This is a genomic window from Salinirubrum litoreum (genome assembly GCF_020567425.1).
Classification (GTDB): domain Archaea; phylum Halobacteriota; class Halobacteria; order Halobacteriales; family Haloferacaceae; genus Salinirubrum; species Salinirubrum litoreum.
The window spans coordinates 256,355-280,203 of sequence record NZ_JAJCVJ010000002.1 but is presented as its reverse complement, the minus strand read 5'-3'; the positions used below and the strand labels follow the sequence as shown (position 1 = coordinate 280,203).

24 protein-coding genes and 1 tRNA gene are annotated in these 23,849 nt (G+C 66.7%); 18 read left to right on the top strand and 7 right to left on the bottom strand.

Features of this window, described 5'->3' with window-relative positions; translation table 11 throughout:
* Nucleotides 1-191: 191 nt before the first annotated feature.
* The 7 genes from LI337_RS10090 (at nucleotide 192) to LI337_RS10060 (ending at nucleotide 5,585) form a co-directional block, all read left to right on the top strand.
* Nucleotides 192-1,106, top strand: a complete 915-nt coding sequence (locus tag LI337_RS10090) for an ABC transporter ATP-binding protein (protein WP_227229719.1) — start codon at nucleotides 192-194, stop codon at nucleotides 1,104-1,106.
* Between the two features lie 31 nt (nucleotides 1,107-1,137).
* Complete coding sequence (gene sufB / locus LI337_RS10085; protein ID WP_227229718.1) at nucleotides 1,138-2,568, top strand: Fe-S cluster assembly protein SufB; 1,431 nt, start codon at nucleotides 1,138-1,140, stop codon at nucleotides 2,566-2,568.
* On the top strand, nucleotides 2,568-3,779 hold the full coding sequence (sufD, locus tag LI337_RS10080) for a Fe-S cluster assembly protein SufD (protein WP_227229717.1): 1,212 nt from the start codon (nucleotides 2,568-2,570) through the stop codon (nucleotides 3,777-3,779). Before sufB ends, sufD begins: the two co-directional genes overlap by 1 nt.
* A gap of 215 nt (nucleotides 3,780-3,994) precedes the next feature.
* The gene (locus LI337_RS10075) at nucleotides 3,995-4,492 is read left to right on the top strand and encodes a ferritin-like domain-containing protein (RefSeq protein ID WP_227229716.1); all 498 of its coding nucleotides are present in this window, start codon (nucleotides 3,995-3,997) and stop codon (nucleotides 4,490-4,492) included.
* Nucleotides 4,489-4,923 (top strand): metal-dependent transcriptional regulator, encoded by a 435-nt coding sequence (locus tag LI337_RS10070; protein WP_227229715.1) that lies wholly within the window; start codon nucleotides 4,489-4,491, stop codon nucleotides 4,921-4,923. The genes LI337_RS10075 and LI337_RS10070 overlap by 4 nt, the downstream gene beginning before the upstream one ends.
* 200 nt (nucleotides 4,924-5,123) lie before the next feature.
* The gene (locus LI337_RS10065; protein ID WP_227229714.1) at nucleotides 5,124-5,294 is read left to right on the top strand and encodes a hypothetical protein; all 171 of its coding nucleotides are present in this window, start codon (nucleotides 5,124-5,126) and stop codon (nucleotides 5,292-5,294) included.
* A gap of 218 nt (nucleotides 5,295-5,512) precedes the next feature.
* Nucleotides 5,513-5,585: transfer RNA gene (locus LI337_RS10060), tRNA-Gln, on the top strand.
* A 14-nt stretch (nucleotides 5,586-5,599) separates the two neighbouring features.
* Here the strand turns inward: LI337_RS10060 and LI337_RS10055 are convergent.
* A complete protein-coding gene (locus LI337_RS10055; RefSeq protein ID WP_227229713.1) occupies nucleotides 5,600-6,667 on the bottom strand; it encodes a hypothetical protein in 1,068 nt (355 codons plus the stop codon).
* Nucleotides 6,668-6,922: 255 nt separating this feature from the next.
* Between LI337_RS10055 and LI337_RS10050 the strand changes: the two genes are divergently transcribed.
* Complete coding sequence (locus tag LI337_RS10050) at nucleotides 6,923-7,657, top strand: FkbM family methyltransferase (RefSeq protein WP_227229712.1); 735 nt, start codon at nucleotides 6,923-6,925, stop codon at nucleotides 7,655-7,657.
* 30 nt (nucleotides 7,658-7,687) lie between these two features.
* On the opposite strand, the gene LI337_RS10045 is transcribed toward LI337_RS10050, so the two are convergent.
* Nucleotides 7,688-8,437 (bottom strand): alanyl-tRNA editing protein, encoded by a 750-nt coding sequence (locus LI337_RS10045; RefSeq protein ID WP_227229711.1) that lies wholly within the window; start codon nucleotides 8,435-8,437, stop codon nucleotides 7,688-7,690.
* Between the two features lie 320 nt (nucleotides 8,438-8,757).
* On the opposite strand from LI337_RS10045, the gene LI337_RS10040 reads away from it, so the two are divergent.
* Nucleotides 8,758-9,444, top strand: a complete 687-nt coding sequence (locus LI337_RS10040) for an HD domain-containing protein (RefSeq protein ID WP_227229710.1) — start codon at nucleotides 8,758-8,760, stop codon at nucleotides 9,442-9,444.
* Between the two features lie 779 nt (nucleotides 9,445-10,223).
* Here the strand turns inward: LI337_RS10040 and LI337_RS10035 are convergent.
* Nucleotides 10,224-10,832 carry an undecaprenyl diphosphate synthase family protein gene (locus tag LI337_RS10035; RefSeq protein ID WP_227229709.1) on the bottom strand — a complete coding sequence of 203 codons (609 nt, stop codon included), beginning with the start codon at nucleotides 10,830-10,832 and terminating at the stop codon, nucleotides 10,224-10,226.
* A gap of 83 nt (nucleotides 10,833-10,915) precedes the next feature.
* On the opposite strand from LI337_RS10035, the gene LI337_RS10030 reads away from it, so the two are divergent.
* From LI337_RS10030 to LI337_RS10020, 3 genes are all read left to right on the top strand, one after another.
* Nucleotides 10,916-12,256, top strand: a complete 1,341-nt coding sequence (locus tag LI337_RS10030) for a DUF92 domain-containing protein (RefSeq protein WP_227229708.1) — start codon at nucleotides 10,916-10,918, stop codon at nucleotides 12,254-12,256.
* Entirely contained in the window at nucleotides 12,253-12,759 is a 507-nt protein-coding gene (locus LI337_RS10025) for a GNAT family N-acetyltransferase (protein WP_227229707.1), read from the top strand. The genes LI337_RS10030 and LI337_RS10025 overlap by 4 nt, the downstream gene beginning before the upstream one ends.
* Before the next feature lie 168 nt (nucleotides 12,760-12,927).
* Nucleotides 12,928-14,001 (top strand): phosphoribosylaminoimidazolesuccinocarboxamide synthase, encoded by a 1,074-nt coding sequence (locus LI337_RS10020; protein ID WP_227229706.1) that lies wholly within the window; start codon nucleotides 12,928-12,930, stop codon nucleotides 13,999-14,001.
* A gap of 65 nt (nucleotides 14,002-14,066) precedes the next feature.
* On the opposite strand, the gene LI337_RS10015 is transcribed toward LI337_RS10020, so the two are convergent.
* A complete protein-coding gene (locus LI337_RS10015) occupies nucleotides 14,067-15,083 on the bottom strand; it encodes a formyltetrahydrofolate deformylase (RefSeq protein ID WP_227229705.1) in 1,017 nt (338 codons plus the stop codon).
* Between the two features lie 225 nt (nucleotides 15,084-15,308).
* Here LI337_RS10015 and LI337_RS10010 point away from each other — a divergent pair, with 225 nt between their 5' ends.
* The 4 genes from LI337_RS10010 to LI337_RS09995 all read left to right on the top strand — a co-directional run bounded on the left by LI337_RS10010 (nucleotide 15,309) and on the right by LI337_RS09995 (nucleotide 17,646).
* The gene (locus LI337_RS10010) at nucleotides 15,309-15,464 is read left to right on the top strand and encodes a DUF8150 family protein (RefSeq protein WP_227229704.1); all 156 of its coding nucleotides are present in this window, start codon (nucleotides 15,309-15,311) and stop codon (nucleotides 15,462-15,464) included.
* Nucleotides 15,465-15,563: 99 nt separating this feature from the next.
* Nucleotides 15,564-15,830, top strand: a complete 267-nt coding sequence (gene purS / locus LI337_RS10005) for a phosphoribosylformylglycinamidine synthase subunit PurS (RefSeq protein ID WP_227229703.1) — start codon at nucleotides 15,564-15,566, stop codon at nucleotides 15,828-15,830.
* A gap of 1 nt (nucleotide 15,831) precedes the next feature.
* Nucleotides 15,832-16,509, top strand: a complete 678-nt coding sequence (purQ, locus tag LI337_RS10000) for a phosphoribosylformylglycinamidine synthase I (RefSeq protein ID WP_227229702.1) — start codon at nucleotides 15,832-15,834, stop codon at nucleotides 16,507-16,509.
* A gap of 63 nt (nucleotides 16,510-16,572) precedes the next feature.
* Nucleotides 16,573-17,646, top strand: coding sequence for a succinylglutamate desuccinylase/aspartoacylase family protein (locus LI337_RS09995; RefSeq protein WP_227229701.1), 1,074 nt, complete (start codon nucleotides 16,573-16,575; stop codon nucleotides 17,644-17,646).
* Between the two features lie 751 nt (nucleotides 17,647-18,397).
* Here the strand turns inward: LI337_RS09995 and LI337_RS09990 are convergent.
* Together LI337_RS09990 and LI337_RS09985 are read right to left on the bottom strand one after the other, a co-directional pair.
* Nucleotides 18,398-19,243: a TatD family hydrolase gene (locus tag LI337_RS09990; RefSeq protein ID WP_227229700.1), complete on the bottom strand. Its 846-nt coding sequence runs from the start codon at nucleotides 19,241-19,243 to the stop codon at nucleotides 18,398-18,400.
* A 195-nt stretch (nucleotides 19,244-19,438) separates the two neighbouring features.
* Nucleotides 19,439-19,891, bottom strand: a complete 453-nt coding sequence (locus tag LI337_RS09985; RefSeq protein WP_227229699.1) for an NYN domain-containing protein — start codon at nucleotides 19,889-19,891, stop codon at nucleotides 19,439-19,441.
* A 205-nt stretch (nucleotides 19,892-20,096) separates the two neighbouring features.
* Between LI337_RS09985 and LI337_RS09980 the strand changes: the two genes are divergently transcribed.
* On the top strand, nucleotides 20,097-21,692 hold the full coding sequence (locus LI337_RS09980) for a S8 family serine peptidase (RefSeq protein WP_227229698.1): 1,596 nt from the start codon (nucleotides 20,097-20,099) through the stop codon (nucleotides 21,690-21,692).
* Nucleotides 21,693-22,055: 363 nt separating this feature from the next.
* Complete coding sequence (locus LI337_RS09975; protein WP_227229697.1) at nucleotides 22,056-22,226, top strand: hypothetical protein; 171 nt, start codon at nucleotides 22,056-22,058, stop codon at nucleotides 22,224-22,226.
* A 101-nt stretch (nucleotides 22,227-22,327) separates the two neighbouring features.
* Here LI337_RS09975 and tuf read toward each other — a convergent pair whose 3' ends face one another.
* Complete coding sequence (gene tuf / locus LI337_RS09970; RefSeq protein WP_227229696.1) at nucleotides 22,328-23,596, bottom strand: translation elongation factor EF-1 subunit alpha; 1,269 nt, start codon at nucleotides 23,594-23,596, stop codon at nucleotides 22,328-22,330.
* Nucleotides 23,597-23,849 lie beyond the last annotated feature (253 nt).

Genomic DNA, 23,849 nt, shown 5'->3' with positions numbered 1-23,849 from the left:
GCAACTGCCGGCACACACTGGTTTCGGGCGTCGTACGCCGGAACCTCGCCGGACGGCCGGTTCGGCGTGTGACGGTCGACTGTTTCTAATTCCAAAAGTAATTTTCCGACTCTCGCAATTCGCTCCCGGTGAACCCGTAAGGATTATGGGCGACCTAAACCACTGTCCGAGTACGAGGCTACCCAACTACTATGGCCACACTAGAGATCAAGAACCTCCACGCAGAGGTCGCAGAGGAGGACGGCGAGACCATCCTTCGCGGCGTCGATCTGGAGGTCAACTCGGGCGAGATTCACGCGCTGATGGGACCGAACGGCTCCGGAAAGTCGACGACGGCGAAGGTCATCGCCGGCCACCCGGCCTACGAGGTCACCGAGGGTGAGGTCCTGCTCCACCTCGAAGACGGTGACTTCGGCGAGGACTTCGAGATCCCCGCGGAGAAGGCGACGTGGAACCTGCTCGACCTCGAACCGAACGAGCGCGCCGCGCTCGGCATCTTCCTCGGCTTCCAGTACCCCGCCGAGATCGAGGGCGTGACGATGACGAACTTCCTCCGCACGGCGCTCAACGCCAAGTTGGAGGAGCGCGAGGAACTGTTCGAGGACGAGGAGAGCGAGGCCGCAGACGACGAGGAGGACGCGGGCTACGAGACCTCCCCGATGGAGGGCCCCGCCGACGACGGCGAGGTCGGCGTCGCCGAGTTCCAGCAGATCCTGCAGGAGAAGATGGAACTGCTGGAGATGGACGCGAAGTTCGCCCAGCGCTACCTGAACGCCGGCTTCTCCGGCGGCGAGAAGAAGCAGAACGAGGTGCTGCAGGCCGCCATCCTGGAGCCGTCCATCGCGGTGCTGGACGAGATCGACTCCGGGCTGGACATCGACCGCCTGCAGGACGTCTCGAAGGGCATCAACGCCCTGCGCGACGAGCAGGGGACCGGCATCCTGCAGATCACGCACTACCAGCGCATCCTCGACTACGTCGAACCCGACCACGTCCACATCATGCTGGACGGGAAGGTCGTCAAGAGCGGGGACGCGTCGCTGGCCCAGACCCTCGAGGAGGAGGGCTACGACTGGGTCCGCGAGGACGTGTACGAGACAGCCTGATTAGGCTCCGACCCTACAACACCACAAACCCATGAGTTCCGAACAAGACCACCTGAAAGAGACAGACACCGAGGCCCGCTTCGAGTTCAAGAAGGAGGAGAAGTCCGCCTTCAAGGCCGACAAGGGCCTGACCGAGGAGACCATCCGGGTCATCAGCGAGGACAAAGACGAACCCGAGTGGATGCTGCAGCGCCGCCTGCGTGCGCTGAAGCAGTTCCAGGAGATGCCGATGCCGACCGACTGGCCCGGCCAACCGGACCTCTCCGAGGTCGACGTGGCCGAGATCGTCCCGTACATCCGACCCGACGTCGAGGTCCGCGGCGGCGTCGACGACTGGACCGACCTGCCGGACGACATCAAGGACACCTTCGACAAACTGGGCATCCCGGAGGCCGAGAAGAACGCACTCTCGGGCGTCGGCGCGCAGTACGAGTCCGAGGTCGTCTACCAGAACATGCAGGAGCGCTGGGAGGAGAAGGGCGTCGTCTTCTGCAACATGGACGAGGCCGTCCAGGACTACGAGGACATCGTCCGCGAGCACTTCATGACGAAGTGTGTCCCCCCGAGCGACAACAAGTTCGCCGCGCTCCACGGCGCGGTCTGGTCCGGCGGGTCGTTCGTCTACGTCCCCGAGGACGTGACCGTCGAGATGCCGGTGCAGGCGTACTTCCGGATGAACTCCGAGGGGATGGGCCAGTTCGAGCACACGCTCATCGTCGCGGAGTCCGGCTCCGAGGTTCACTACATCGAAGGCTGCAGTGCGCCGAAGTACTCGGCCTTTAACCTGCACTCCGGCGGCGTCGAGGTGTTCGTCGGCGAGGACGCCCACGTCCAGTACTCCACGGTGCAGAACTGGTCGAAGAACACGTACAACCTGAACACCAAGCGAGCCATCGTCGAGAAGGGCGGCCGGATGGAGTGGATCTCCGGGTCGATGGGGTCGAAGGCGACGATGCTGTACCCCTCCTCGATCCTGAAGGGTCGCGGCGCGTCGGACAACCACATCACCATCGCCTTCGCGGGCGAGGGCCAGAACATCGACACCGGCGCGAAGGTGTACCACAACGCGCCGAACACGAAGTCGACAATCGAGTCGAAGTCCATCAGTAAGGACGGCGGCCGCACGAACTACCGTGGCCTCGTCCACATCGCCGACGGGGCGTCGAACTCCTCGACGGCCGTCGAGTGTGACGCGCTCATGTTCGACAACGAGTCGACGTCGGACACGATGCCGTACATGGAGATCAACGAGTCCACCGTCGACGTGGCCCACGAGGCGACCGTCGGCAAGATCGGCGACGAGGACATCTTCTACCTCCAGAGCCGCGGCCTCGACGACGACGACGCCAAGCAGATGATCGTGAGCGGCTTCATCGAGCCGATCACGGAGGAACTGCCCATCGAGTACGCCGTCGAACTGAACCGACTCGTCGAACTCGAGATGGAGGGGAGTCTCGGATAATGGCGGCACAGCTACCCGCGAACCTCTCCCCGGAGACGGTCCGAACCCTCTCCGAGGAGCGCGACGAACCCGAGTGGCTCACCCAGACGCGACTGGACGCCCTCGAGGCGCTGGAGACGCTCGACCTGCCGGACGTCATCCAGACGCCCGGCCGTCGCTGGACGAACCTCGAAGACCTCGACTTCGAGTCGCTGGTCGATCCGCTCGGTGCCGAGGAGGCGACCGAGCGCGTCACCGCCGAGGGCGTCGAAGTCCTCGACTTCGAGACGGCACTCGCCGAGCATCCCGACCTCGTCGAGGAGCGGTTCGGCTCGGTCATCGACCCGCAGACGAACTACCTCACCGCGCTGTCGGTCGCGCTGTTCACGACCGGCACGGTCGTCTACGTCCCCGAGGGCGTCGACGCGACCGACGTGAAGATCCGGACCGAGATGAACGGCCGGTCGCTGTTCACCCACACGCTCATCGTCACCGAGGCGTCGTCGTCCGTGACGATCCTTGAGAGCATCGAGACCGGCGAGGAGATCGAGGGGAACCGCTACCACTCGAACCTCGTCGAGGTCGCCGCCGGCGAGAACAGCTACGTCCAGTACGGATCGCTCCAGAACCTCTCGGAGAACACCTACAACGTGACGCTGAAGCGCGGCCGCGCCGACACCTACGCCTCGGTCAACTGGATCGAGGGGAACATCGGCTCCCGACTCACGCGCTCGGACATCGAGACGACGCTGTCTGGCGACTCCTCTGAGTCGAAGATCGTCGGCGCGTTCTTCGGCCACGACGACCAGCACTTCGACGTGAACGCCCGCGTCTGGCACGAGGCCGAGCACACCACGGCCGACCTCGTGACGCGCGGCGTCCTCGACGACCGCGCGCGCTCCGTCTACGAGGGCGTGCAGGACGTCGGTCGCGAGGCGTGGGACACCAGTTCCTACCAGCGTGAGAACACGCTGATGCTCTCGGACGACTCCGAGGCGGACGCCTCGCCGAAGCTGATCATCAACAACCACGACACCGAGGCGTCGCACTCCGCGACGGTCGGGCAGGTCGACCAGGAGGACCTCCTGTACATGACCTCCCGGTCCATCCCGGAGCGAACTGCGAGAAACATGCTCGTGGAGGGCTTCTTCGTGCCCGTCCTCGAAGAGATCGCGGTCGACGAACTCCGCGAGGACATCGAGTCGCTGGTCGCCGCGCGTCTGCGCGAGTAGCGCCGACCGTCCTCTCCGAGTCGTCTTCCACGATTCGGCTCCCGGTTCGGACTCTCTCGATTCGACGCAGATTCTCTACGTTCGATCGACTCCGAGCCACCGCACTCGACGCCGAGTCGTCGCTCTCGGCCGCCGAACAGGGAACTGTTTAAGTCACACAGGCCCGGAGAACGTCGTATGCATCCTCCGGAGGGCCTCGACGGCCGGTGGTCGGCGTGAGCGTCGGCTCCCAGGTCTCGTCGGACCACCAACTCGCGCGCCTGCTCCAGATCGGCGTGGTGCTGGAGGAGGTCGTCGAGTCCCGTGCCCACAACCACTACGAGTCGCTGTCCGCAGAGGAGCGGACACTCGACCCCGAGATCGAGCACTTGCTGGCCGACGCCGCCGAGGAGTCGGCCCGCCACCGTGAACGTCTCTCGGCCGTCATCGACGAACTCGACGCCGAGACGATCCCGTTCGACGAGATCGACGGCCTCGTCGAGGCGAAGTACGGCCAGACGAAGCCCGAGGACTTCGACGGCGTCCTCTACGACCAACTGTGTAACGAGGAGACGGCCTACAAGTTCTACGACGACCTGATCGAGGCTATCGAGGCCAGCGACGCCGAGTTCGGAATCGACCGCGACCGTCTGCTCTCGATGCTCCGTGAGATACGGGCCGACGAGGAGGAGGGCGTCGAACAAGTGACGCGAATCATGGAGACTCGGGAATGAACACGGCAGACCAGTACCTCAAGGCGATCTACCTGCTTCAACGAGTGGAAGACGGCCCGGCCGCGACCGGCGCGCTGGCGGACGCACTCGACGTGAGTCCGGCCAGCGCGAACGAGATGATCGGCAAACTCGAAGACCGCGGCCTGGCCGAACACGAGAAGTACAAGGGCGTCACGCTGACCGACGACGGCATCGTCCGCGCCCGCGAGGCGCTCCAGACGTACTGCATCATCGAACGCTTCCTCGCCAACGTCCTCGACGTCGCCGAGTTCCGCGCCGAGGCCCGCGAACTCGAACCGGTCATCGACGACACCGTGGCCGAGCGACTGGACACGATCATCGACCGGAACCCGGAGTGTCCGGACTGTTTCGACGCGGAGACCGACGCCTGCTGTTATCTCGAACTCGAACCCGAGACGCCCGCCGACTGAACCTGTCGCGCTCTCGTCTGTCACCGCCGGATCGCCGCGCCGTCAGAGCTGACGAGTCGCCGACTCGTGGCGAATCCTGCCGGCCTGCGGACAGTCGCTCCGGCGTGTCGCTGGTGGACTCCTCACCGAACCTGACGCGACTCTCACGACTGTAATCTCACCGGAATGTTAATGCGAGTAGCACGTGTAACATCGAAGGCATGGGTGGGAGGAGCACACCGCTGAGTCGGCTGAAACGGCTCGCGGGTCTGACGAAACCGGAGCCGCCGTCGTACCGCTGTCACGGCTGTCAGGCGGGGTTCGAGGTGCAGTACCACGTCTGCCCCGACTGCGGCAGTTACACCGTCGAACGCGCGGAGCGTGGCGCCTGAGACGGTCACGTCACTCTCGATTTCGACGTCCCCACGACACTGCCCGAGTCTCGACGACGCACGCGGTGACGGGGTCGACCGAGACGGCAGACGGGGGTCGTCGGCGGAGCCACCGTCCATCAATCCGGACTTTTTATAACCGCGTGACCGATACTCAGTAGCGAGTGCGGTCGCCGGTGGGAGACCGCCGTCACTCGACGCCCACGCACTCGACCGTCAGTCCCGTGGTGTAGTGGCCAATCATCTGGGCCTTTGGAGCCCAGGACAGCGGTTCGAATCCGCTCGGGACTAAACTTCTTATACTCCTACCCTCGCAAGTTACACTCGCTCAGGTCGTCGACCGCCCGTCGGGCGCGGTCGCGGCGGCGGTCGGCTTCGCCGTCGTTCCCGTTCTGGCGGGCCGTCGCCGCCTCGCGGAACTGGAGTGCCGCCTGCGCCATCGTCTCGCAGTAACAGGTCGACCGCCGGAGCACCGGGCGGAACGAGGGCGGGGCCTCGAAGTTCGACTGGTAGCCGGCGGCGCTGGTGAAGTCGGTGCGAGCGGAGCCGAACCGGCTCTCTGCCCGCCCGAACTGGTTTCCGCCGGCGTAGGTGTTCTGTCCCTCCTCGAAGGCACGCTGGGCCGTGACCATGCGCCGGAAGCGTTCCCGGACGATCGCGGCCGCCTCCCGTTCACCCTCGTAGAGTCCGACACGGCGTTCTAACTGTTGGTACGAGACCGCCCGCACCCGTTGCATCCGCTCGCTGTCGAGGTTTCGAAGCTGTCTGCGGAGTCGCTCGTGTGCCGGTTCGAGGTCGTCGACGTCGTTCCGGAGCGCCCGTACGCGGTCCTGCGTCCGACTCAGTCCCCCCTCGCGGTAGAACAGCCGTTCCATCTCGCGGACGCGGGTGTAGAGTCTGACGTGCTGTGGCTGGAGCGCGACCGTGTCGCCGAGGAACCGGGCGGTCAGTCGGAGCGTCTCGACGGTCTGCGTCTGCTCGCCCGTCGCCAGTCGCTCTGCCTCGGCGATGGCGGCCTCGGCGGTCGTCAGTTCCTCCAGTGCGGGTTTCGGATCGAAGTCGGTCGCGTCGCCGGCCACGTCCGTCCCGAAGTCGGGGTCGTCACGGTCGCTGACCGCGAGGAACGCCTCGACGGTGGCGACGAGTGCGGTCTGTGCCCGCTCGAGCGCTGCGGCCGCGTCGTCGGGCGTGTCGGTCGGTTCGGGCGTCTCCGTCGGCTCCGTGGTCGGCGTGTCGGTCCCGTCCGGGGTCGTCGTGGGTCGCTCCGTCGAGGTCGGGGTCGGATCGGCAGTCGGGGTCTCGGTCGTGGGTTGAGTTGCACAGCCAGCGAGGAGGACGACGCCGGTCGTCCCGACGAACGTGCGGCGCTTCATACAGTGAGAGACGTCACCCGAGGAGAAGAACGTAGTTCGAGTGATATTGTGACGCAGTCGTCAGTTTGCTATCACCGGCGGTGTCGCTGTCGCTCGGGACTCCCGAGTCGAAAGCTCAATGCCGTCGCCCGAACAGATGCGGACGTGTCTCTGCTCGCCCGACTTCGCCGCACACTCGCGGGCCGACCTGCCGCCCGTCGCTCGACCGACTCACTCCGGCGTGTCGCGGTCGGCGTCGGTCGTCGACTCCGCCTGGTGGTCTTCTCGACGTACTACCTGCTCGTCGGACTCAACCACCGGTACGAACTGCTCGCGCCCAGCAAGTCGGTCGACGGAGCGTCCTTCCGGAGCTACGAACTCGTCAACAAACACGGAGACGACAGACTCCTGGCGACGCTCTGCCGAAGCGTCGACCCGGGCGACGTGGTGATCGACGCGGGGGCGAACACCGGCGTCTACGCGCTGGCGGTCGCCGCGACGTGTCCGGACGCGCAGGTCGTCGCCTTCGAACCGTCGCCGAGCGTCGTCGAGCAGTGCCGGCGGAACGTCCGACTGAACGCCTTCGAGGACCGGATCGACGTCCGAGGGGTCGGTCTCGGGAGCGAGTCGGGCGCGGCGACGTTCTACCGGTCGAACTACGACGAACTCGGCTCGTTCAACGCCGGGAACGCGGGAGCGTGGGAGGCCAGTGTCGAGGATACCGTCTCGGTCCCGGTGGCGACCGTCGACGCGTTGGTCGCCGCCGCCGAACTGTCGCCGCCGGATCACCTGAAGATCGACGTGGAGGGGTTCGAGTACGAGGTGCTGCTGGGTGCACGCGAGACCCTGCGCCGACATCGCCCGGTGGTGTACCTGGAGGTCCACGACGTGCCGGACACAGACCGGACGCGGGCGGACCACGAGTCGGCGCTCGCCGACCTCCTGCGGGACTGTGACTACCGGATTCGCCGACGCGGGAGCGAGTGGCACTGCCTGCCGCGAGACGAGTGACGACCGACTCGGTAGTGTCTCGACCGCGTCTCACCGGAGGACGAAGTTCAGCCGTTCCTCGTCGCTCCCCTTCGTCTCCCTGCCGGTGATCTCGATCTCGCCGATCTCGTCGGTGGTGGCGACGTGCGTGCCGGCACAGGCCGTCCGGTCGAGCGGGTCGTCTGCGGGACCGATCTCGACGATCCGGACCTCGGTGATCGAGTCCGGCAGGAGGTGGATGCGCGTGCGCTCGGGGTCGAGTCGCTCCTCGGCGACCGCGCGGTCGAGTTCGTACCACCTGACGGGGAGTGCCGACTCGACGAGGCTGTTCAGTTCGGTCTCTATCTCTGTGAGGTCGGTCTCGGTGAATCGGTCGTAGCCGGTGTCGAGGTGCGCGTGGTCGGCGTACAGTTGGTTGCCGGTCGTCTCGGCGTCGTAGGCGTCGAGCAGGTGCGCCGAGAGGAGGTGCTGTGCGGTGTGGTAGCGCATGTGTGCGTAGCGGCGCTCCCAGTCGAGGTCACCGGTGACGGTGGTGCCCTCGGCCGGCGTCGGTTCGGCGTCCTCGTCGTCCGTGACGAGCGTGTGGTAGACGGTGTCTTTCTTCTGCACGTCGGTCACGTGCCACGTTCGACCGGTTCCGTCCGCACCCTGCCCCGTCAGCCGGCCCGTGTCGTGCGGTTGGCCGCCGCCGGTCGGATAGAACTGGGTGGCGTCGAGGACGACCCGGTCGCCTTCGACGCGGTCGACGGTCGCCTCGAAGGTCTGCACGGTCGGGTCCGCGAGGTAGCGTAGTTCGGTCATGCAGTGAGGAAGCCGGCGGAGCTACTTACCGGCTTCCCCGGCGGCAGGGCGTGTGGTTCTGTCTCTGTTCGGGTGTCCGTCGTGTGGTGTGACTGTCGTCGTCTGTCGTGTGGTGTGACCGGCGCAGGCTGACGTGTCGTATTCGGGGTCTGTCTCGGCGCGGACGTGTCGTGAACCGTCGGACGGCGCAGGGGCGAAATCCGGTGTGTTCGGGCGAGGAAAGTGTACTGTCGTGGTAATCCTGTCGTAACGCCTAAGAAGCGAACGACCCTTATCTCGACCAACTATGAACGAGTACGGTCGGTCCCGGAGGTGGGACTGTGGGCGTTGAGATCAAGGAGTCCTCCGTCTCGGAGGCGGAGTACGAGGAGATGCGACAGTTCGTCTCGGACTATCTCACGGCGAGCGTCGAGAACGAGGAGGACGGCGGCCGGATGCGGTGGTACCCGTGGCACAGCGCGGAGTACCGTTTCAACCACATCCTGAACGTCGAGGAACTGGCGGCGAAGATCGCCGAGCGCGAGGGCGCGGACGTGGACGTGGTCCGGGTCGCGGCGCTGTTCCACGACATCGCCAAACTGGACGCCGAACAGGACGTCCACGCCGAGGAGGGTGCCCGTGTCGCCCGCGAGTTCCTCGCCTCCCACGGCGACTACCCCCAGTCGTTCGTCGAGCAGGTGTGCCAGTCGGTCGAGGACCACTCCTATCAGGGTCCACTCGCGGACGTCTCGCTGGAGACGCGCTGTCTGATCGAGGCGGACATCCTCGACAAGGTCGGCGCGAACGGGACGGCGCTGATGCTGCTCCGGATGGGCTACGAGGCCCGGACGCACATGGACGCCGCCGAGATGATCGAACGCGTCCTCGAACGCGGGCGTGACGCCTCCCGGCGCATCGAGAGCGACACGGCGGAGGGCATCGCCCACCGGCGACTGAAGCGCGTGAAGTGGTTCCGGGAGTGGCTGGAGGACGAAGTGCCGGAGATGGACGGCGAGATAGAGCTGTAGGGTGCGGTCGGCGCTTCGGACTGTGGATTTTCTTCGTATGGGTCGTGGTTCGAGAGCGACTGCAACCGTGACTGTGGCGGTATCGCCGATTGAGATTGGAAGTGCGATAGCACCGCAAACTGCGACTGCGACATCCTCTGCAACCACGACCGCACCAGCACCGCTACTCGTGCGAGCGCGAGGAACCGCAACCGCACCGCAGACCGCGACCGCATCTGCACCTCGTCCTCCCCAGCCTCGGCCACCTCTCCGCACCGCCCGGTGGCCTCCCTCGCGCGCGTCAGTCGCGCGCGCCGGATCGTGAGTGAAAGCCCACGCCACACTCGTCACCCAACCACAGTTCGACACTCGGAACCCACTGAGGATGCGAGCTGGTGACGACCGAAACCGGGCAGTGTCCGAGCGACAGCGAGGACCTGCCCGCAGTTCGGTCGTCAGCAGTCGGGGAGGAGTGGGGAGTACGAGCCACGCCGGGTTCCAGACCTGCGACGACCCACCGGGTGACGACCAGTGACGACGTGGTGGGTCGCACAGTTCCGGGTGGGACTGAAAGGGGCCGCGCTCTCGGCCCTCCCCCCGGCGCCGGTAGCACTGGACTGAAGGCTGGCGGGCTTGCCCCGCCAGCCTGAGGGAAGCGCGCACCAAGTCGCGGGAGGTCGAGAGCGCAGGGGCTTTCACCCCTCGTCGCCCACGACTGATTCGACCGAGTTGTCAGGCACCGACTCGACCGATTCGACAGGAGTCGTGTAAACGCCTCCGACTGTCTCAGAGAATCCCACTTATCGCCCGAATCGTCGCTGTCGGTCCTTGAAGTCCAACACGGCCCGGAGGTAGTCCCGCTTCCGGAAGTCGCGCCAGTTCACGTCGGTGAAGTACAGTTCCGAGTAGACCGACTGCCAGATCATGAAGTCAGACAACCGTTCGGCACCGGTCTTCACCACCAGATCCGGTTCGTCGGGAAACACCAGTCGCTCCTCCACGTCGGCCTCGGTGATGTCGTCTGGTTCCAACCGCCCGGCCTCCACCTCGCGGGCGACCGACTTCACGGCCTCCGCGAACTCCGCCTTCCCGCCGAGGCCGATACTGATCTGGATGGGCGCGTCGGCCTGTTCGGTGTCGTCCGGGCCACGCACCGCGACCTCGCGGGGGGCGTCCACCTCCCGCAGTTCGCGCTCCAAGGTGGGGACGACGGCCTCGTCCAGTACCGACACCGAGACCGTGACGCGCTCCGCGCCGTACTCGAACGCCCAGCCGAAGAACGCCGAGAGCGTCTCGTAGGCACCCTGTTCCAGCAGGTCGCGCTCGGTGATGACCACCGCGACGTGACGCGGCGGGTCGGCCGAGTGGAGGCGGTCCCGGACGCCGAGGTAGGTGTCGTACAGGCCCACGACAGGCCGTGCGAGCGCGGGGGGAGTAAAGTCGTCGGCTCGGTGTCGGGAGGGTTAAGTGCGCGTCGGAGGTAGAGAGGGTCGTGACATCGAGAGTCCGGCGTGCCGGGGGATTCGCCCTCGTCGGCACCCTCGCGCTCGCGGCCCCGGCGCTCGGGGCGGCGGCGGCGGCCCCCTTCGTCGCCGTGGCGCTCCTCGCGGCGTTCGTGGTCACGGAGGGGCGACTGTTCGAGTTGTTCGCCCGCCCCGGCGACCACGAGGACGGCCAGTTGAACGGGCTGGCGGGCTTCGCGCTCGCCGCGACCGGCCTGGCACTGCTGACCACCGTCCCCCGCGAGGAGTTCCGGATGCCGGCGACCGTCTTCGCGACGAGCGTCCTCGTGCTCTCCTACGGCAACCTCACAGAGCAGGTCGTCCGGACCCAGAGTGACGACCCCTTCCCGCGTGTCGCCGGCTTCGCCGGCGGCGGCTTCCTCGCCGGGAGCCTCGGCGGACTCGCGGTCCAGTTCGCGGAGGGGACCGCACTCACGGCACTCGACGCGCCGACCAGCGCCTTTCTCGCCGCGACGGGCGTCCTCGTGGCGGCGCTGCTCCGCACGATGCTGTTCCAGCGGGACGACCCGCTGGTGATGCTGTCGGTCGGCCTGCTGTTGTGGGGTCTGAGCGCGCTGGACCTCGTCGTGACGCTTCCGGAGATCGCCTTCGCGCTCGGCGTGATGTTCGCGCTGGGGTACGCCTCCTACGCGCTCGGGACCGCCTCGGTGCCGGGGATGCTGACCGGCGTCCTGCTGGGGATGCTGACCATCGTCCTCGGCGGTCTCGGCTGGTTCGCGCCCCTGATCGCCTTCTTCGGCATCGGCGCGCTCTCGACGAAGTTCAAGTACGAGGCGAAGCAGGAGCGGGGCGTCGCGGAGGACAACGACGGCGCACGCGGGACCGGCAACGTCCTCGGCAACGCGGCGGTCGCACTCGTCGCCGTGGTCGGCTACGCCGCCAGTCCACAGTTGCCGGTGCCGGCGCTCGCGGATCTGTTCGTGTTCGCCTTCGCCGGGTCGCTCGCGGCCGCGATGAGCGACACGCTCTCCTCGGAGATCGGCGGCCTGTACGACCAGCCGCGTCTCATCACCACCTTCGAGCGTGTCCCGCCGGGGACCGACGGGGGCGTCACGTGGCAGGGTGAGATCGCCGGCGTCGTCGGTGCGGGCCTCATCGCGCTGATCGCGGTCGGCCTGCTGTCGGTGAGTCCACTCGGCGCGCTGGTGGTCGCCGCAGGGGGCGTCGGTGGGATGACGGTCGACTCGATCCTCGGTGCGACGCTGGAAGGCGACCGGGTCGGCAACGAGGCGGTGAACTTCGCCGCCACGCTCTCCGGCGCGGTCGTCAGCGTCCTGCTCGCGCTCCTCCTGCTCCCCGCCGGCCCGTGATCCGCCGCGCGAGACCGACCGACCGGTCTGCACTCGACCGTCTCCAGTCGCATCTCTCACGGCCGAGTCCGGACCTGCTGGCGGCGGCGCTGGCCGATGTGTCTGTGCCGGACCCGGCCGAGTCGCCGGCGACGGGGGCGACTCCCGGGGCCGCGCTCTCGGCGTTCGACGTGTTCGTCGCGGTCGGAGAGACGGGGGCGGTCGTCGGCTACCTGCTGGCGGTTCGTGGCGATCCGACCCACGTCGCGGAGGTCGTCGTCGCCCCCGACCACCGGCGACAGGGCTACGGTGCGGCGCTGTTCGACCGCCTGTTCGCCGCCGTCGCCGAGCGACACGCGGACGCCGACTCCCACCTCGTCAGACTGGCCGTCTCGCCGGACGACGACCGGGCGTGCTCCTTCTACCGGTCGCTCGGCTTCGAGGCGTCGCAGTACGACGCCGACTACTACGGCGACGATCCGGCGCTCCTGCTCGTGAAACCGGTCGACGGGGAGTCGGCGTGAGCGGAGGACGACACCGCCTCCCGCGTGGAGTCGGCGACGCGAGGAGCCGACGACCGTGTCCGTTCCACCCGACGAGTGATGCACGAACGCGGATAGATTCCTGCCACCGATGCCCAGCTTGCGCACGGAACTGAAAGATTCATGGCCCGTGGCCGCACTGTCCCGACCATGACCAGCGTGAAGGAGTTCCGCGTCGACCGGGAGCCGACCGCCGAGGAACTGGGCCGTGGGGCGTTCGTCTTCACCGACGACTACTCCGTCTTCGACTGGGGGACGATGCCCGACACGATTCCGGGGAAGGGCGCGAGTCTCTGCACGATGGGCGCGTTCAACTTCGAGTTGTTCGACGTGAACCACATCCCGACCCACTACCGGGGCGTGGTCGACCCGGCGAGCGTGTCGGACGCCGACGAGAGTGGCGAGTCGACAGCCGACGCCGGGACCCGCGAAATCGTCGACCTCGGCGACGCGCCCAGCGCGCCCCGTGAGATGGCCATCGATCTGACGCAAGTGCCCGATCTACCCTACGACGCGGGCGAGTACGACTACGAGGCGTTCCACCGCGAGGCGGGCGAGAACTACCTGATCCCCCTCGAGATCGTCTTCCGGAACACCGTTCCCCTCGGGTCCAGCCTCCGGAAACGCCGAGAGCCGGCAGAACTCGATCTGGACTACGACGAGTGGCCCGACGAGGTCGTCGATCTCCCCCGGCCGGTCGTCGAGTTCTCTACGAAGTTCGAGGAACAGGACCGCTACCTCTCCCGCGACGAGGCGGACGCAATCGCGGGCCACGCGAGCGTCGACCGACTCGAAGAACTCGCGCTCGCCGTGAACCACATGCTCACCGACCGGGCGAGTCGCGCCGACTTCACCCACGAGGACGGGAAGATCGAGTGTCTCTACCACGACGGCGCGATCAAAGTCGCGGACGTGGCCGGCACCTTCGACGAGAACCGGTTCGGCTACGCCGGCCAGGAGGTCTCGAAGGAGGTCGTCCGCCAGTGGTACAAGCGCGAACAGCCAGAGTGGGTCGAGGCCGTCGGGGACGCGAAAGCCGAGGCCGACGCGCAGGGCGTCGCCGATTGGCGGACGCTCTGTGCCGTCGAACCCCGCGAGTTGCCCCACGACGTGCGGCAGGCGGTCGCGAACCTCTACGCCGCCGGTGCCAACGCCTACACCGGTTCGGAGTGGTTCGAAGCGCCCGACATCGACGCGGCGGTCGACGCGGTGCGGGACCTGTAAGAGAAGGCGGTCGCCACCGCGTCGGCAGCCAGTGCCCGACGGTTCGGTCCTCGATCGCCGACCGCTCAGTCGTCCGTGGTCGCTTCCGGCGAGTCCGCCTCGTCGGTCTGCTCGCTCTCGCTCTCGTCGTCACGACCCTCCATCACGTCGCCCATCCCGTCGATCGGTCGGTCCGGGTTCGCCGACTCGATGGCTTCGGCCATGCCGAGTTGGTAGCGCTCGGGGTCGACGCCGTCGCGATAGCTGGTCCGCCCACGGTGGATCGTCACGGCGTCGTCGAGGTGGAGTTTGATGGCCTCGACCAGCGCCTCGGCCTCGAGGGGTTGCCCGAGTTCCTTGATCTCGTCGACGCTCGCGTCGTCCGGGATGTTGAACGCGCGCTGGGCGATGATCGGCCCCTGATCGAGATCGGTCGTGACGTAGTGGGCCGTCACGCCGCCGATGCGGACCCCCTCCTCTTTCGCCTGCCGGTAGGCCGCCGCACCGGGGAACGACGGGAGGAGACTCGGGTGGATGTTGATGATCCGGTCTTCGTACCGGAAGACGACGTTCGGCGAGAGGATGCGCATGTAGCGCGCGAGGACGATGAGGTCGGCGTCGTACTCGGCCAACAGGTCCAGCAGTTCGTCCTCGTCGGGCGACCCCTTCTCGTCGCCGATGTCGTGGAACGGGACGTCGTAGTGCGCTGCGAGTGGCTGGAGTTTCGGGTGGTTGCCGATCACGACGCTGATGTCCGCGTCGAAGTCGCCGGAGGCCCACGCCTGAAACAGTGCTTCGAGACAGTGGGACTCCTTCGTGACGAGCACCGCGATGCCCTGCGTCTCCCGGTCGGAGGGGAACCGCACCTGCACGTCGACGCCCATCTCGTCGCCGAGGTCGTCGAGCGCCTCCTGGAGGGTCTCCTTCGAGCAGACCATCTCGGCGGTGTCGGCGTGGAGCGTCATCCGGAAGAGCCCCTCGCGGACCGCCTGGTCGATGTCCTCGATGTTGATTCCGCGCTCGAACAGCAGGGTGGTGAACTTGGCGACGATTCCGGTCTTGTCGTCTCCGATAACGGTGATCTGGGTGTACTCGCGCGTCATACCGTCACCTCCTGCCGTTCGGGCTGAGACATATCCGGCCGGACGGCACCGTGAGGTAAACCGCTTCCGTTCTGTGCAAGGATTCGAAGGTCGATACCACTGCCGAGCGACCACACGGCAACAGATATTCTCGACTCGCTCCACCCCTGTCGGATGTTCGGTGACATCTTGATGTTGAAAGCCTCTAAAACCACACACAGCGACTCAACGCGGAGGAGGCACTCGATGAGCGACGAACGGCTTCGAGAGAAGCAGGAGAGCAGTGACCGCCACAAAGTCCAACGAGTAATCGCGTGGGCCGACCACGTCCGGACGACGCCGGACGAGGAGTGGTCACGCGAGCAGAACGTCTTGATCGACGCGATGCAGTACGACGAGTGAGTTGTCTCGCCGACACCGTCCGACGGTCGATTTTGGAAGAACGTGCATAGCCGATCGCGTCCAAAACCCATTTTACCCACGACCACGCACCATCGACCGATGACCGCCTACACCGCGACCGTCGTCGTCCGACTGAAACACGGCGTCCTCGACCCGGAGGCCGAGACGACACAGCGCGCACTGGAACGACTCGGCTTCGAACTCGACGACCTGCGCTCGGCCGACCGCTTCGAGATCGACCTCGACGCGCCCGACGCCGGGACCGCCGAAGAGGAGGCCGCGGAGATGGCCGAACGCCTGCTGGCGAACCCGACGATCCACGACTACGACGTGACCGTCGCGGAGCGCGCGACCCCGGAGGCGTAGCGTGACGGTCGCTGTCGTGCAGTTCGGCGGGTCGAACTGCGACCGGGACGCGGTGCAGGCGCTGGCACACCTCGGTATCGACGCCGACCGCGTCTGGCACGAGGACGGCCTCCCCGAGGAGACAGATGGGATTCTCCTGCCCGGCGGCTTCTCCTACGGCGACTACCTCCGGGCCGGCGCGATGGCCGCCCGGTCGCCGATCATGGCCGAAGTCCGCGAGGCCGCCGAGAACGGGATGCCCGTGCTGGGCGTCTGCAACGGCGCGCAGATCGGGAGCGAGTCGGGGCTGACGGCCGGCGCGTTCACCACCAACCGGAGCGCACGCTTCCAGTGTGAACACGTCCACCTGCGGGTCGAACGCGCGGACACGCCGTGGACGCGGGCCTACGAGCAGGGCGAGGTGATCTCCCTGCCCATCGCACACGGTGAGGGTCGGTTCGAGATCGAGGCGGATCGCTACGAGGCGATCCAGGCCGAGGACCGCGTGTTGTTCCGGTACTGCGATGCGGCGGGGAACGTCACCGAGTCGGCGAACCCGAACGGGTCGACCGGGAACGTCGCGGGCGTGATCGGCGACCGAGCGAGTGTGGCGGTGTTGATGCCACACCCCGAGCGCGCGACCCTGCCGGATATCGGCGGCACCGACGGGCAGGGCGTCCTCGCCGGCTTCGAGGCGTAAGCGGACCCCGACCACGACCGATCGGTGTCGAGGCTTTTTCTCCCGGTCGACCGACACTCGGGTATGGAACTCCCAGACGCGGACCCGGGGACCGTCGTTCGCGGGACGCTCGACGCGACCGATCTGCCGACCGGCGGGACCGAGTCGCTCCCGGTGGTGGTCGCCGAGGGCACGGAACCGGGACCGACGCTGTGGCTCACCGGCGGGGTCCACGGCGACGAGGCGACCGGGGTCGCTGTCGCACAGGACGCCGTGCGCGCGGACCTCCCGGAACGACTGCGCGGGACCGTGGTCTCCGTCCCGGTCGTGAATCCGGCCGGAGTTCGGCGGAATTCTCGGGTGTCGTACTACGGCGACGACGATCCGAACCGCTACTTTCCCGATCCGGGGTCCGAGTCGGAGTCGCCTCGTCCGCCGGAGGTACAGGAGCGTATCGACAGCAGGCTGTACGATCTGCTCGTCTCGTCGGCCGACGCGCTGATCGACCTGCACACCGCACAGATCGGGTCGGTGCCCTTTTCGATTCGGGACCGCGTGCTGTACGGCGACCGGCGCGAGGAGTCGACAGCGGCGGAACTGGCCGAGGAGTTGTCCGACCTCGTCTCGGCGTTCGGGCTCCCGGTCGTGACGGAGTACCCGACCGGCGAGTATCTCGACCAGTCGCTCCAGCGGTCGACCGCCGGCGCGGTGTTGAACGGGGCGGGCATTCCGGCGTTCACGGCCGAATTAGGGGGGCACAGCGTCGTCGACTCGAACTGGGTGCGGGCCGGCGTCGCGGGCGTGTACGGCGTGCTGGCACACCTGGAGATGGTCGATTCGGTGCCCAGCGAGGTGGCCGATCCGGGTGCCGGCGTGCCGGACGCACCGGTCGAATTTCCGGTCCGGCGGTTCGTCGGTCCGCGAACCGAGGTCGCGGGACTGGTCCGCCATCGCGCCGCACCGGGTGACGCGGTGGAATCGGGGCAGGTCGTTGCGGAAATCGTCGGCCCGGCGGGTGAGTCGCGGGGTACAGTCGAGAGCGAGTACGACGGTTACGTGCTCGGTCTCGCGGAGGGGTTGGCGGTCTACGAGGGTGATCCGGTGGCGAGCATGGCTGTGCGGGACGACGACGGGTTGGTGGGTGCGAGAGAGGAGTGATCGAGTCGTGGTTACTTGTGGTTCGGTTAGACTGTGCGTGGGATCGGAGTTCGTGACTGCACACCGACCGCGACTGGTACAACGACAGCATCAGCACCGCAGACCGTGACCGCGACAGCACCGCTACACGTCGTAGCGCATCTCCGAGAAGCCCGCACTGCAGACCGCAACCGCACCGGTACCGCTACTCAATCCGGGACAAACAAAATACTCGACAGCGACAGCACCGCGACCGCATCCGCGACAGCACGGCACCGCACCTCGTCCTCCCCAGCCTCGGGGACCTCTTCGCACCGCCCGGTCCCCTCCCTCGCGCGCGGTTGCTCGCGCGCGCCGGAAATTGAATCGAAGCGCACACTCAACTCGTCACCTGACTCCACTTCGACACCCGGAACCCAGTCCGGACGCGATCTGCCGACGACCGAAACCGAGCAGTGTCCGAACTCTGTGAGGACCTGCTCGCAGGTCGCGTCGTCGGCAGTCGGGGAGGGTCGGGGATCACTGCGACCGCCGGGTTCCCACCACCGCGTTGCGAAACCGGGTGACGACCGGTGACGACACGATGGGTCGCACAGTTTCGGGTGGGACTGAAAGGGGCCGGGGGCTTTCACCTCTTGTCGTCCGCGACAGAAGCGTCCGCGACAGATTCGACAGAAGTGTCCGCGACCGACTCGACCGAGTTTTCTCCGATCACAACATCCAAGCTCTACACGACTCACTCGCCAGCGTTCACACCGACGGTTTCACCCTCTCACTCTAGCGTCGCTTCGGTATCGATCCCGTACACGTCCCGTGGCGTCTCGACGTGTGCACGCCGCATGGCCTCGTCGTGGCCCTCCTCCAGCAACCACCGGACCCGACGCGGCACCGTCTTCGGTCCCATCACCGCACCCGGCCGGTCCGGGTCGTCCACGAAGTCCGTCTCCATCAGAAACGGCACGTCGCGTCCCACGGCCGTCTCTAACCACTCCTTCCGGCACATCACCGAGGGTGTCGGGCCGACGAGACTCCCCGACGCGTAGTGTTTGACGACGCGCTCACGCGGGAGGTCCCGCTCTTCTGCCCACTCCGCGATCTCGGTCAGGTCGTCCGCACCCTCGGTGTGCAGTTGGACCGCACAGTCCAGGTCGGCCCCGAGTTCGAAGGCGTGGCACATCACCGCGTTCGAGGCGTCCCACACCGCGTCGCTCACGTCGTAGTGCGGTCGGCCGGACTTCAGCGCCAGCGCCTCACCCGACGCGACGTACTCCGCCGCCACGTCGAGTCCGGCCTGCATCAGGTCGCGCGCCTCGGCGGGCGAGAAGCCCCGTTCGTCCACCAGCCGTGAGATCAGCCCGGGGTGGACACCCAGCACCGACCACGCCCGGCCGCGCAGTCGCTCGGTGGCTCGTTCGACGATGTCGATCGTCTCCTCGAACACCGCGTGGAAGTCGTCGCCCGTCTCGGCCTCCACGCCGAGGTGCCACGAGGGTTTGTTCACGACCAGCAGGTGTGTCCCGCCGACGACCGCGAAGTCCTCGACCGCGTCCATCCCCTGCCCCGATCCCGGATCGAGGTGGAGGTGGTCGTCGAGGACCGGCATCCCGAGTGACTCCATACCCGAGGGGTCGGCCGCCCGCTTAAAAAATGGGACGTTCGCTTCGCTCGTCGACCGTATCCGGTTCTTTTCACAAACGACTGTTGGTGTCGACTCTCTCCCATCTCAGAAATCTATCCGAAGCCGAGACAGGTCTCACGAGCTTCGAACTGTCGCCGCGAGCGCTCGGCGTGGACTCACCACGGCGACTGCCGGTCACTCACCCAGCGTCACGGCGTCGCTGGCGGCGTTTCGGAGCGCGTCGGAGCGACCGTGTGTCCCCGGTGCGATGGCGAGTGTCCGGACGCCGGCCGCGTTCGCGACCTCCAGTGCGGGTTTGAAATCGGTGTCCCGCGATGCGACCGCGACGACCGCCGGGTCGCTCTCGCAGACGAACCGGGTGACGTCGACCGCGAGTTTCACGTCCACGTCGCCGGAGGTGACGACGACCTCGTAGCCGTTCGCCTCGGCGGCCTGGATCAACCCCGGCGGCGCGCGCTCGTTGAGGTACAACCGGCAGGTACGCAGGTGGCCGGCGCGTTCTGCGGCCGCCCGCACGTCGGCGAGGTCGACGTCGAACTCGTCGCGGAGCACGTTCGGCCCGTCGACGAACAACCCGACACCCTCGGTGGATTCGCTCCCCCCCGAGAGCCGGTTCAACAGGTCCATACGGCCCGTAGACGGTCACCGCGCAAATCGGTGGTGGTTCCGTCTGCTCCCGCGTCCGGGCCGCACCTGTCTCCCTGCACTCCGGCACGGTGAATCCTCAGCACGCTGAGAACTACTTTCAACTCGCTCCGAGTTATGTGTGGAGTTAAGTACAGAAAAAGAACCAAAAATCTAAATGTGGGTTTGACATACGGTGGGTTGCATCATGGCAGACGATAGCACCCCGGATCTGAATCGTCGCGGATTCCTGAAAACGACCGGTGCGGTCGGTACGGCCGCCGCCTTCGCTGGCGTCACGCAGGCGACGCCCGGCCGCTCGCCCGGTGCGAAAGAAGACGAGATTCTCGTCGGTGTCTCGAAGACCGCAGACAGCCCCAGCGGTGCAGTGGCCGACGCGGTGCCGGGCAACGCCGACATCGTCCACGAGAACAAACAGCTCGGCTACGTCGCCGTGAAGTTCCCGGCCGAGGCCGCAGACACGGCTCGGCAGAACTTCGTCGACGCCGTCACGAAGAAGGATCGCGTCAAGTACGCCGAGCAGAACGCGACCCACCAGGCGCTGCTGACGCCGAGTGACCCCCGATTCGGCGACCAGTACGCCCCACAACAGGTCAACGCCCCGGCCGCGTGGGACACGACACTCGGGTCGGCCAGTGTCTCCATCGCGGTCGTCGACCAGGGCGTCAAGTACGACCACGAGGACCTCTCGGCGCAGTTCGGCTCCGACGTGGGGCAGGACTTCGTCGACGGCGACGGCGACCCGTACCCGGACGTCCTCGCCGACGAGTACCACGGCACGCACGTCGCCGGTATCGCGGCCGCGACGACCGACAACGGCGTCGGTGTCTCGGGCATCAGCAACTCCACCATCCTCTCCGGGCGCGCGCTCTCGGAGTCCGGGTCCGGGTCGACGGCCGACATCGCGGACGCCATCCAGTGGGCCGCCGACCAGGGTGCCGACGTGGTCAACCTCTCGCTCGGTGGCGGTGGCTACACCAGCACGATGAAGAACGCCGTCTCGTACGCCGTGAACAACGGAACGCTCCCCATCGCGGCGAACGGGAACGACTCCTCCGGGTCCGTCTCCTACCCGGCCGCCTACAGCGAGTGTCTCGCCGTCTCCGCGCTGGACCAGAACGAGAACCTCGCCACGTACTCCAACTACGGCCCGAACACGGACGTCGCCGCACCGGGGACGGACGTGCTCTCGACGTGGACGACCAGCACGAAGTACAAGCGTATCTCCGGGACGTCGATGGCGACCCCTGTCGTCTCCGGCGTCGCGGGGCTCGCACAGGCGCAGTACGACCTGTCGCCTGCCGACCTGCGCTCGCACCTCAAGGCGACGGCAGTCGACGTCGGCCTGTCCAGCGACGAGCAGGGGTCGGGTCGCGTCGACGCCGCGAACGCTGTCGAGACCGAACCGGGTTCGGGCGGCGGCGGTGGCGGTGACGACGGCGGAGACGGCGGTGGCGGCGGTGACTCCACCACCTCGTCGGTCACGGACAGCCTGTCGAGTTACGCCGACTCCAAGTGCTGGAGCTACGCGTGGACCTACAGTAGTCCCTCGGAGGTGGTCGTCGAACTCGACGGACCGAGCTTCGCCGACTTCGACCTCTACGCCAGCACCGGTACGACCTACTGTCCGAGCACGAGTGCATACGACTACCGCTCCTGGACGACCGACAGCCAGGAGACGATCACCATCTCGAACCCGGACACGTCCACGGACCTCCAGATGCTCGTGGACTCCTACGACGGGAGCGGCGAGTACACCCTGACGATCACCGAAAAGCAGTAACTCGCCCGACACAGACCGAGTACCCGTCGCCGGTACACCCCGGCATCTCCTCCCCGCCCGCCGACTCGGGAGTCGCCGCTCTGTCGACCACGACCCGACCGTGACCGGTCCCGACTCGTGCCGACGGCCACTGCGCTCCCGTGTCGTTCCCGAGTCTCAAACATGTCCGTTATCCGGTAGATACGGCGAACGTCTCGGGCGAGTGATACCACGGCTCGTGGTAGTGCGGGCTGTTTCTCGTCAGCCGTGTTACCACTTTCACCCGGCAGTGGATATCTAGTATATAAATTTTGTTGGTACTTTTGACTAATTCGTCTGAATAGCTAAAAGTCCATAACTACAATGCCCACGTGAGACTCAACGATGTCAGACGAGGAGGAAATCCTGGGCACGACGAAAGTGACGGATCGTTGGCGGATCAGTCTGATCAAAGCAGTCCGCGAAGAACTCGCGGCGTCCGGCGACGAGGTCGAGATCGGTGACCGGATCGTCTACAAGAGCCGCGACGGCGAGATCGTCCTCGAACTGGCGTAACCGACACGACTGCACGACTGCACGGCACCCCGCCAGCGTACCCGGACGACTCCCCGAGGCCGACTCGGGTCACTTCTGTTCGGACGCCAGCGACGGCGTTCTCACTCGCGGTCGGTGATCTCCAGTACCTTCCCGGCGGCGATGGTCTGGCCCATGTCGCGGACCGCGAAGGAGCCGAGTTCCGGAATCTCGCCGGCGACCTCGATGGAGAGTGGCTTCTGCGGGCGGAGCGTCACGATGGCGGCGTCGCCGGACTTGATGAAGTCCGGGTTCTCCTCCGCCACTTCGCCGGTCTTCGGGTCGAGTTTCGCGTCGATGGTCTCGAAGGTCACGGCGACCTGTGCGGTGTGGGCGTGCAGGACCGGTGTGTAACCGGCGGTGATGACCGAGGGGTGCTGCATGACGACGATCTGTGCCTTGAACGTCTCCGCGATGCGCGGGGGGTTCGAGGCCTCGCCGGCCACGTCCCCGCGCCGGATGTCGTCCTTGCCGACGCCACGGACGTTGAATCCGACGTTGTCGCCCGGACCGGCCTGGTCGACTTCCTCGTGGTGCATCTCGATGGTCTTCACTTCACCACGCGCGCCGGAGGGGTTGAACACGACGTCCATCCCGTTTTTCAGCATGCCAGTCTCGACGCGCCCGACCGGGACGGTCCCGATGCCGGAGATGGTGTAGACGTCCTGGATCGGGACGCGGAGCGGGGCGTCCGTCGGGGGTTGTGGCTCCGGCAGGTCGTTCAGCGCCTCGAGGATGGTCGGACCGTCGAACCACGACATGTGCTCGGACGGTTCGGCGACGTTGTCGCCCTCGAACGCCGAGATGGGGATGAACCGCGCGTCGTCGGTGTCGAAGCGGACCTGTCCGAGCAGTTCCTTCACCTCGCTCACGACTGCCTTGTAGTCGCTCTCGCTGTAGTCGACGACGTCCATCTTGTTGACCGCGACGATGAGTTCGTCGATGCCCAGCGTGCGCGCGAGGAAGACGTGCTCGCGGGTCTGCGGGGCGACGCCGTCGTCCGCGGCGACGACCAGTACGGCGTGGTCGGCCTGGCTCGCGCCCGTGATCATGTTCTTCACGAAGTCGCGGTGACCGGGCGTGTCCACGATGGTGAAGTAGTACTTGTCCGTGTCGAACCGCTGGTGGGCGATGTCGATGGTGACACCGCGCTCACGCTCCTCGGCGAGGTTGTCCATCACGTAGGCGAACTCGAAGCCGGACTTGCCCTTCGACTCGGCCTCCTCGCGGTACTGCTCGATGACGTGGTCCGGGACCGACCCCGTCTCGAACAGCAGTCGTCCGACGAGGGTGGACTTGCCGTGGTCGACGTGGCCGATGATCGCTAGGTTCTGGTGGGGTTTGTCACTCATGATTGTGGTCGGCGTGTACCGCCGTTGAGATAGATACCACATCTGAGACCATGACGGTTCCTGAAGTGTGCTAACAACACGCGCTACAGAAACGTACCGAGACGCTCCGCTTGCTGGCCAGTTCGTGAGACGCGAGGAGACGTGCGACAGTCCGCCGGAAGAGTCGGGCCTCAGTAGATCTGCATCGCGTCGGACATCTCCGCGAAGGTCGCGGTGCGGCGGGTCTCGGTGGCGCTCACGTCGGCGGTGTCGG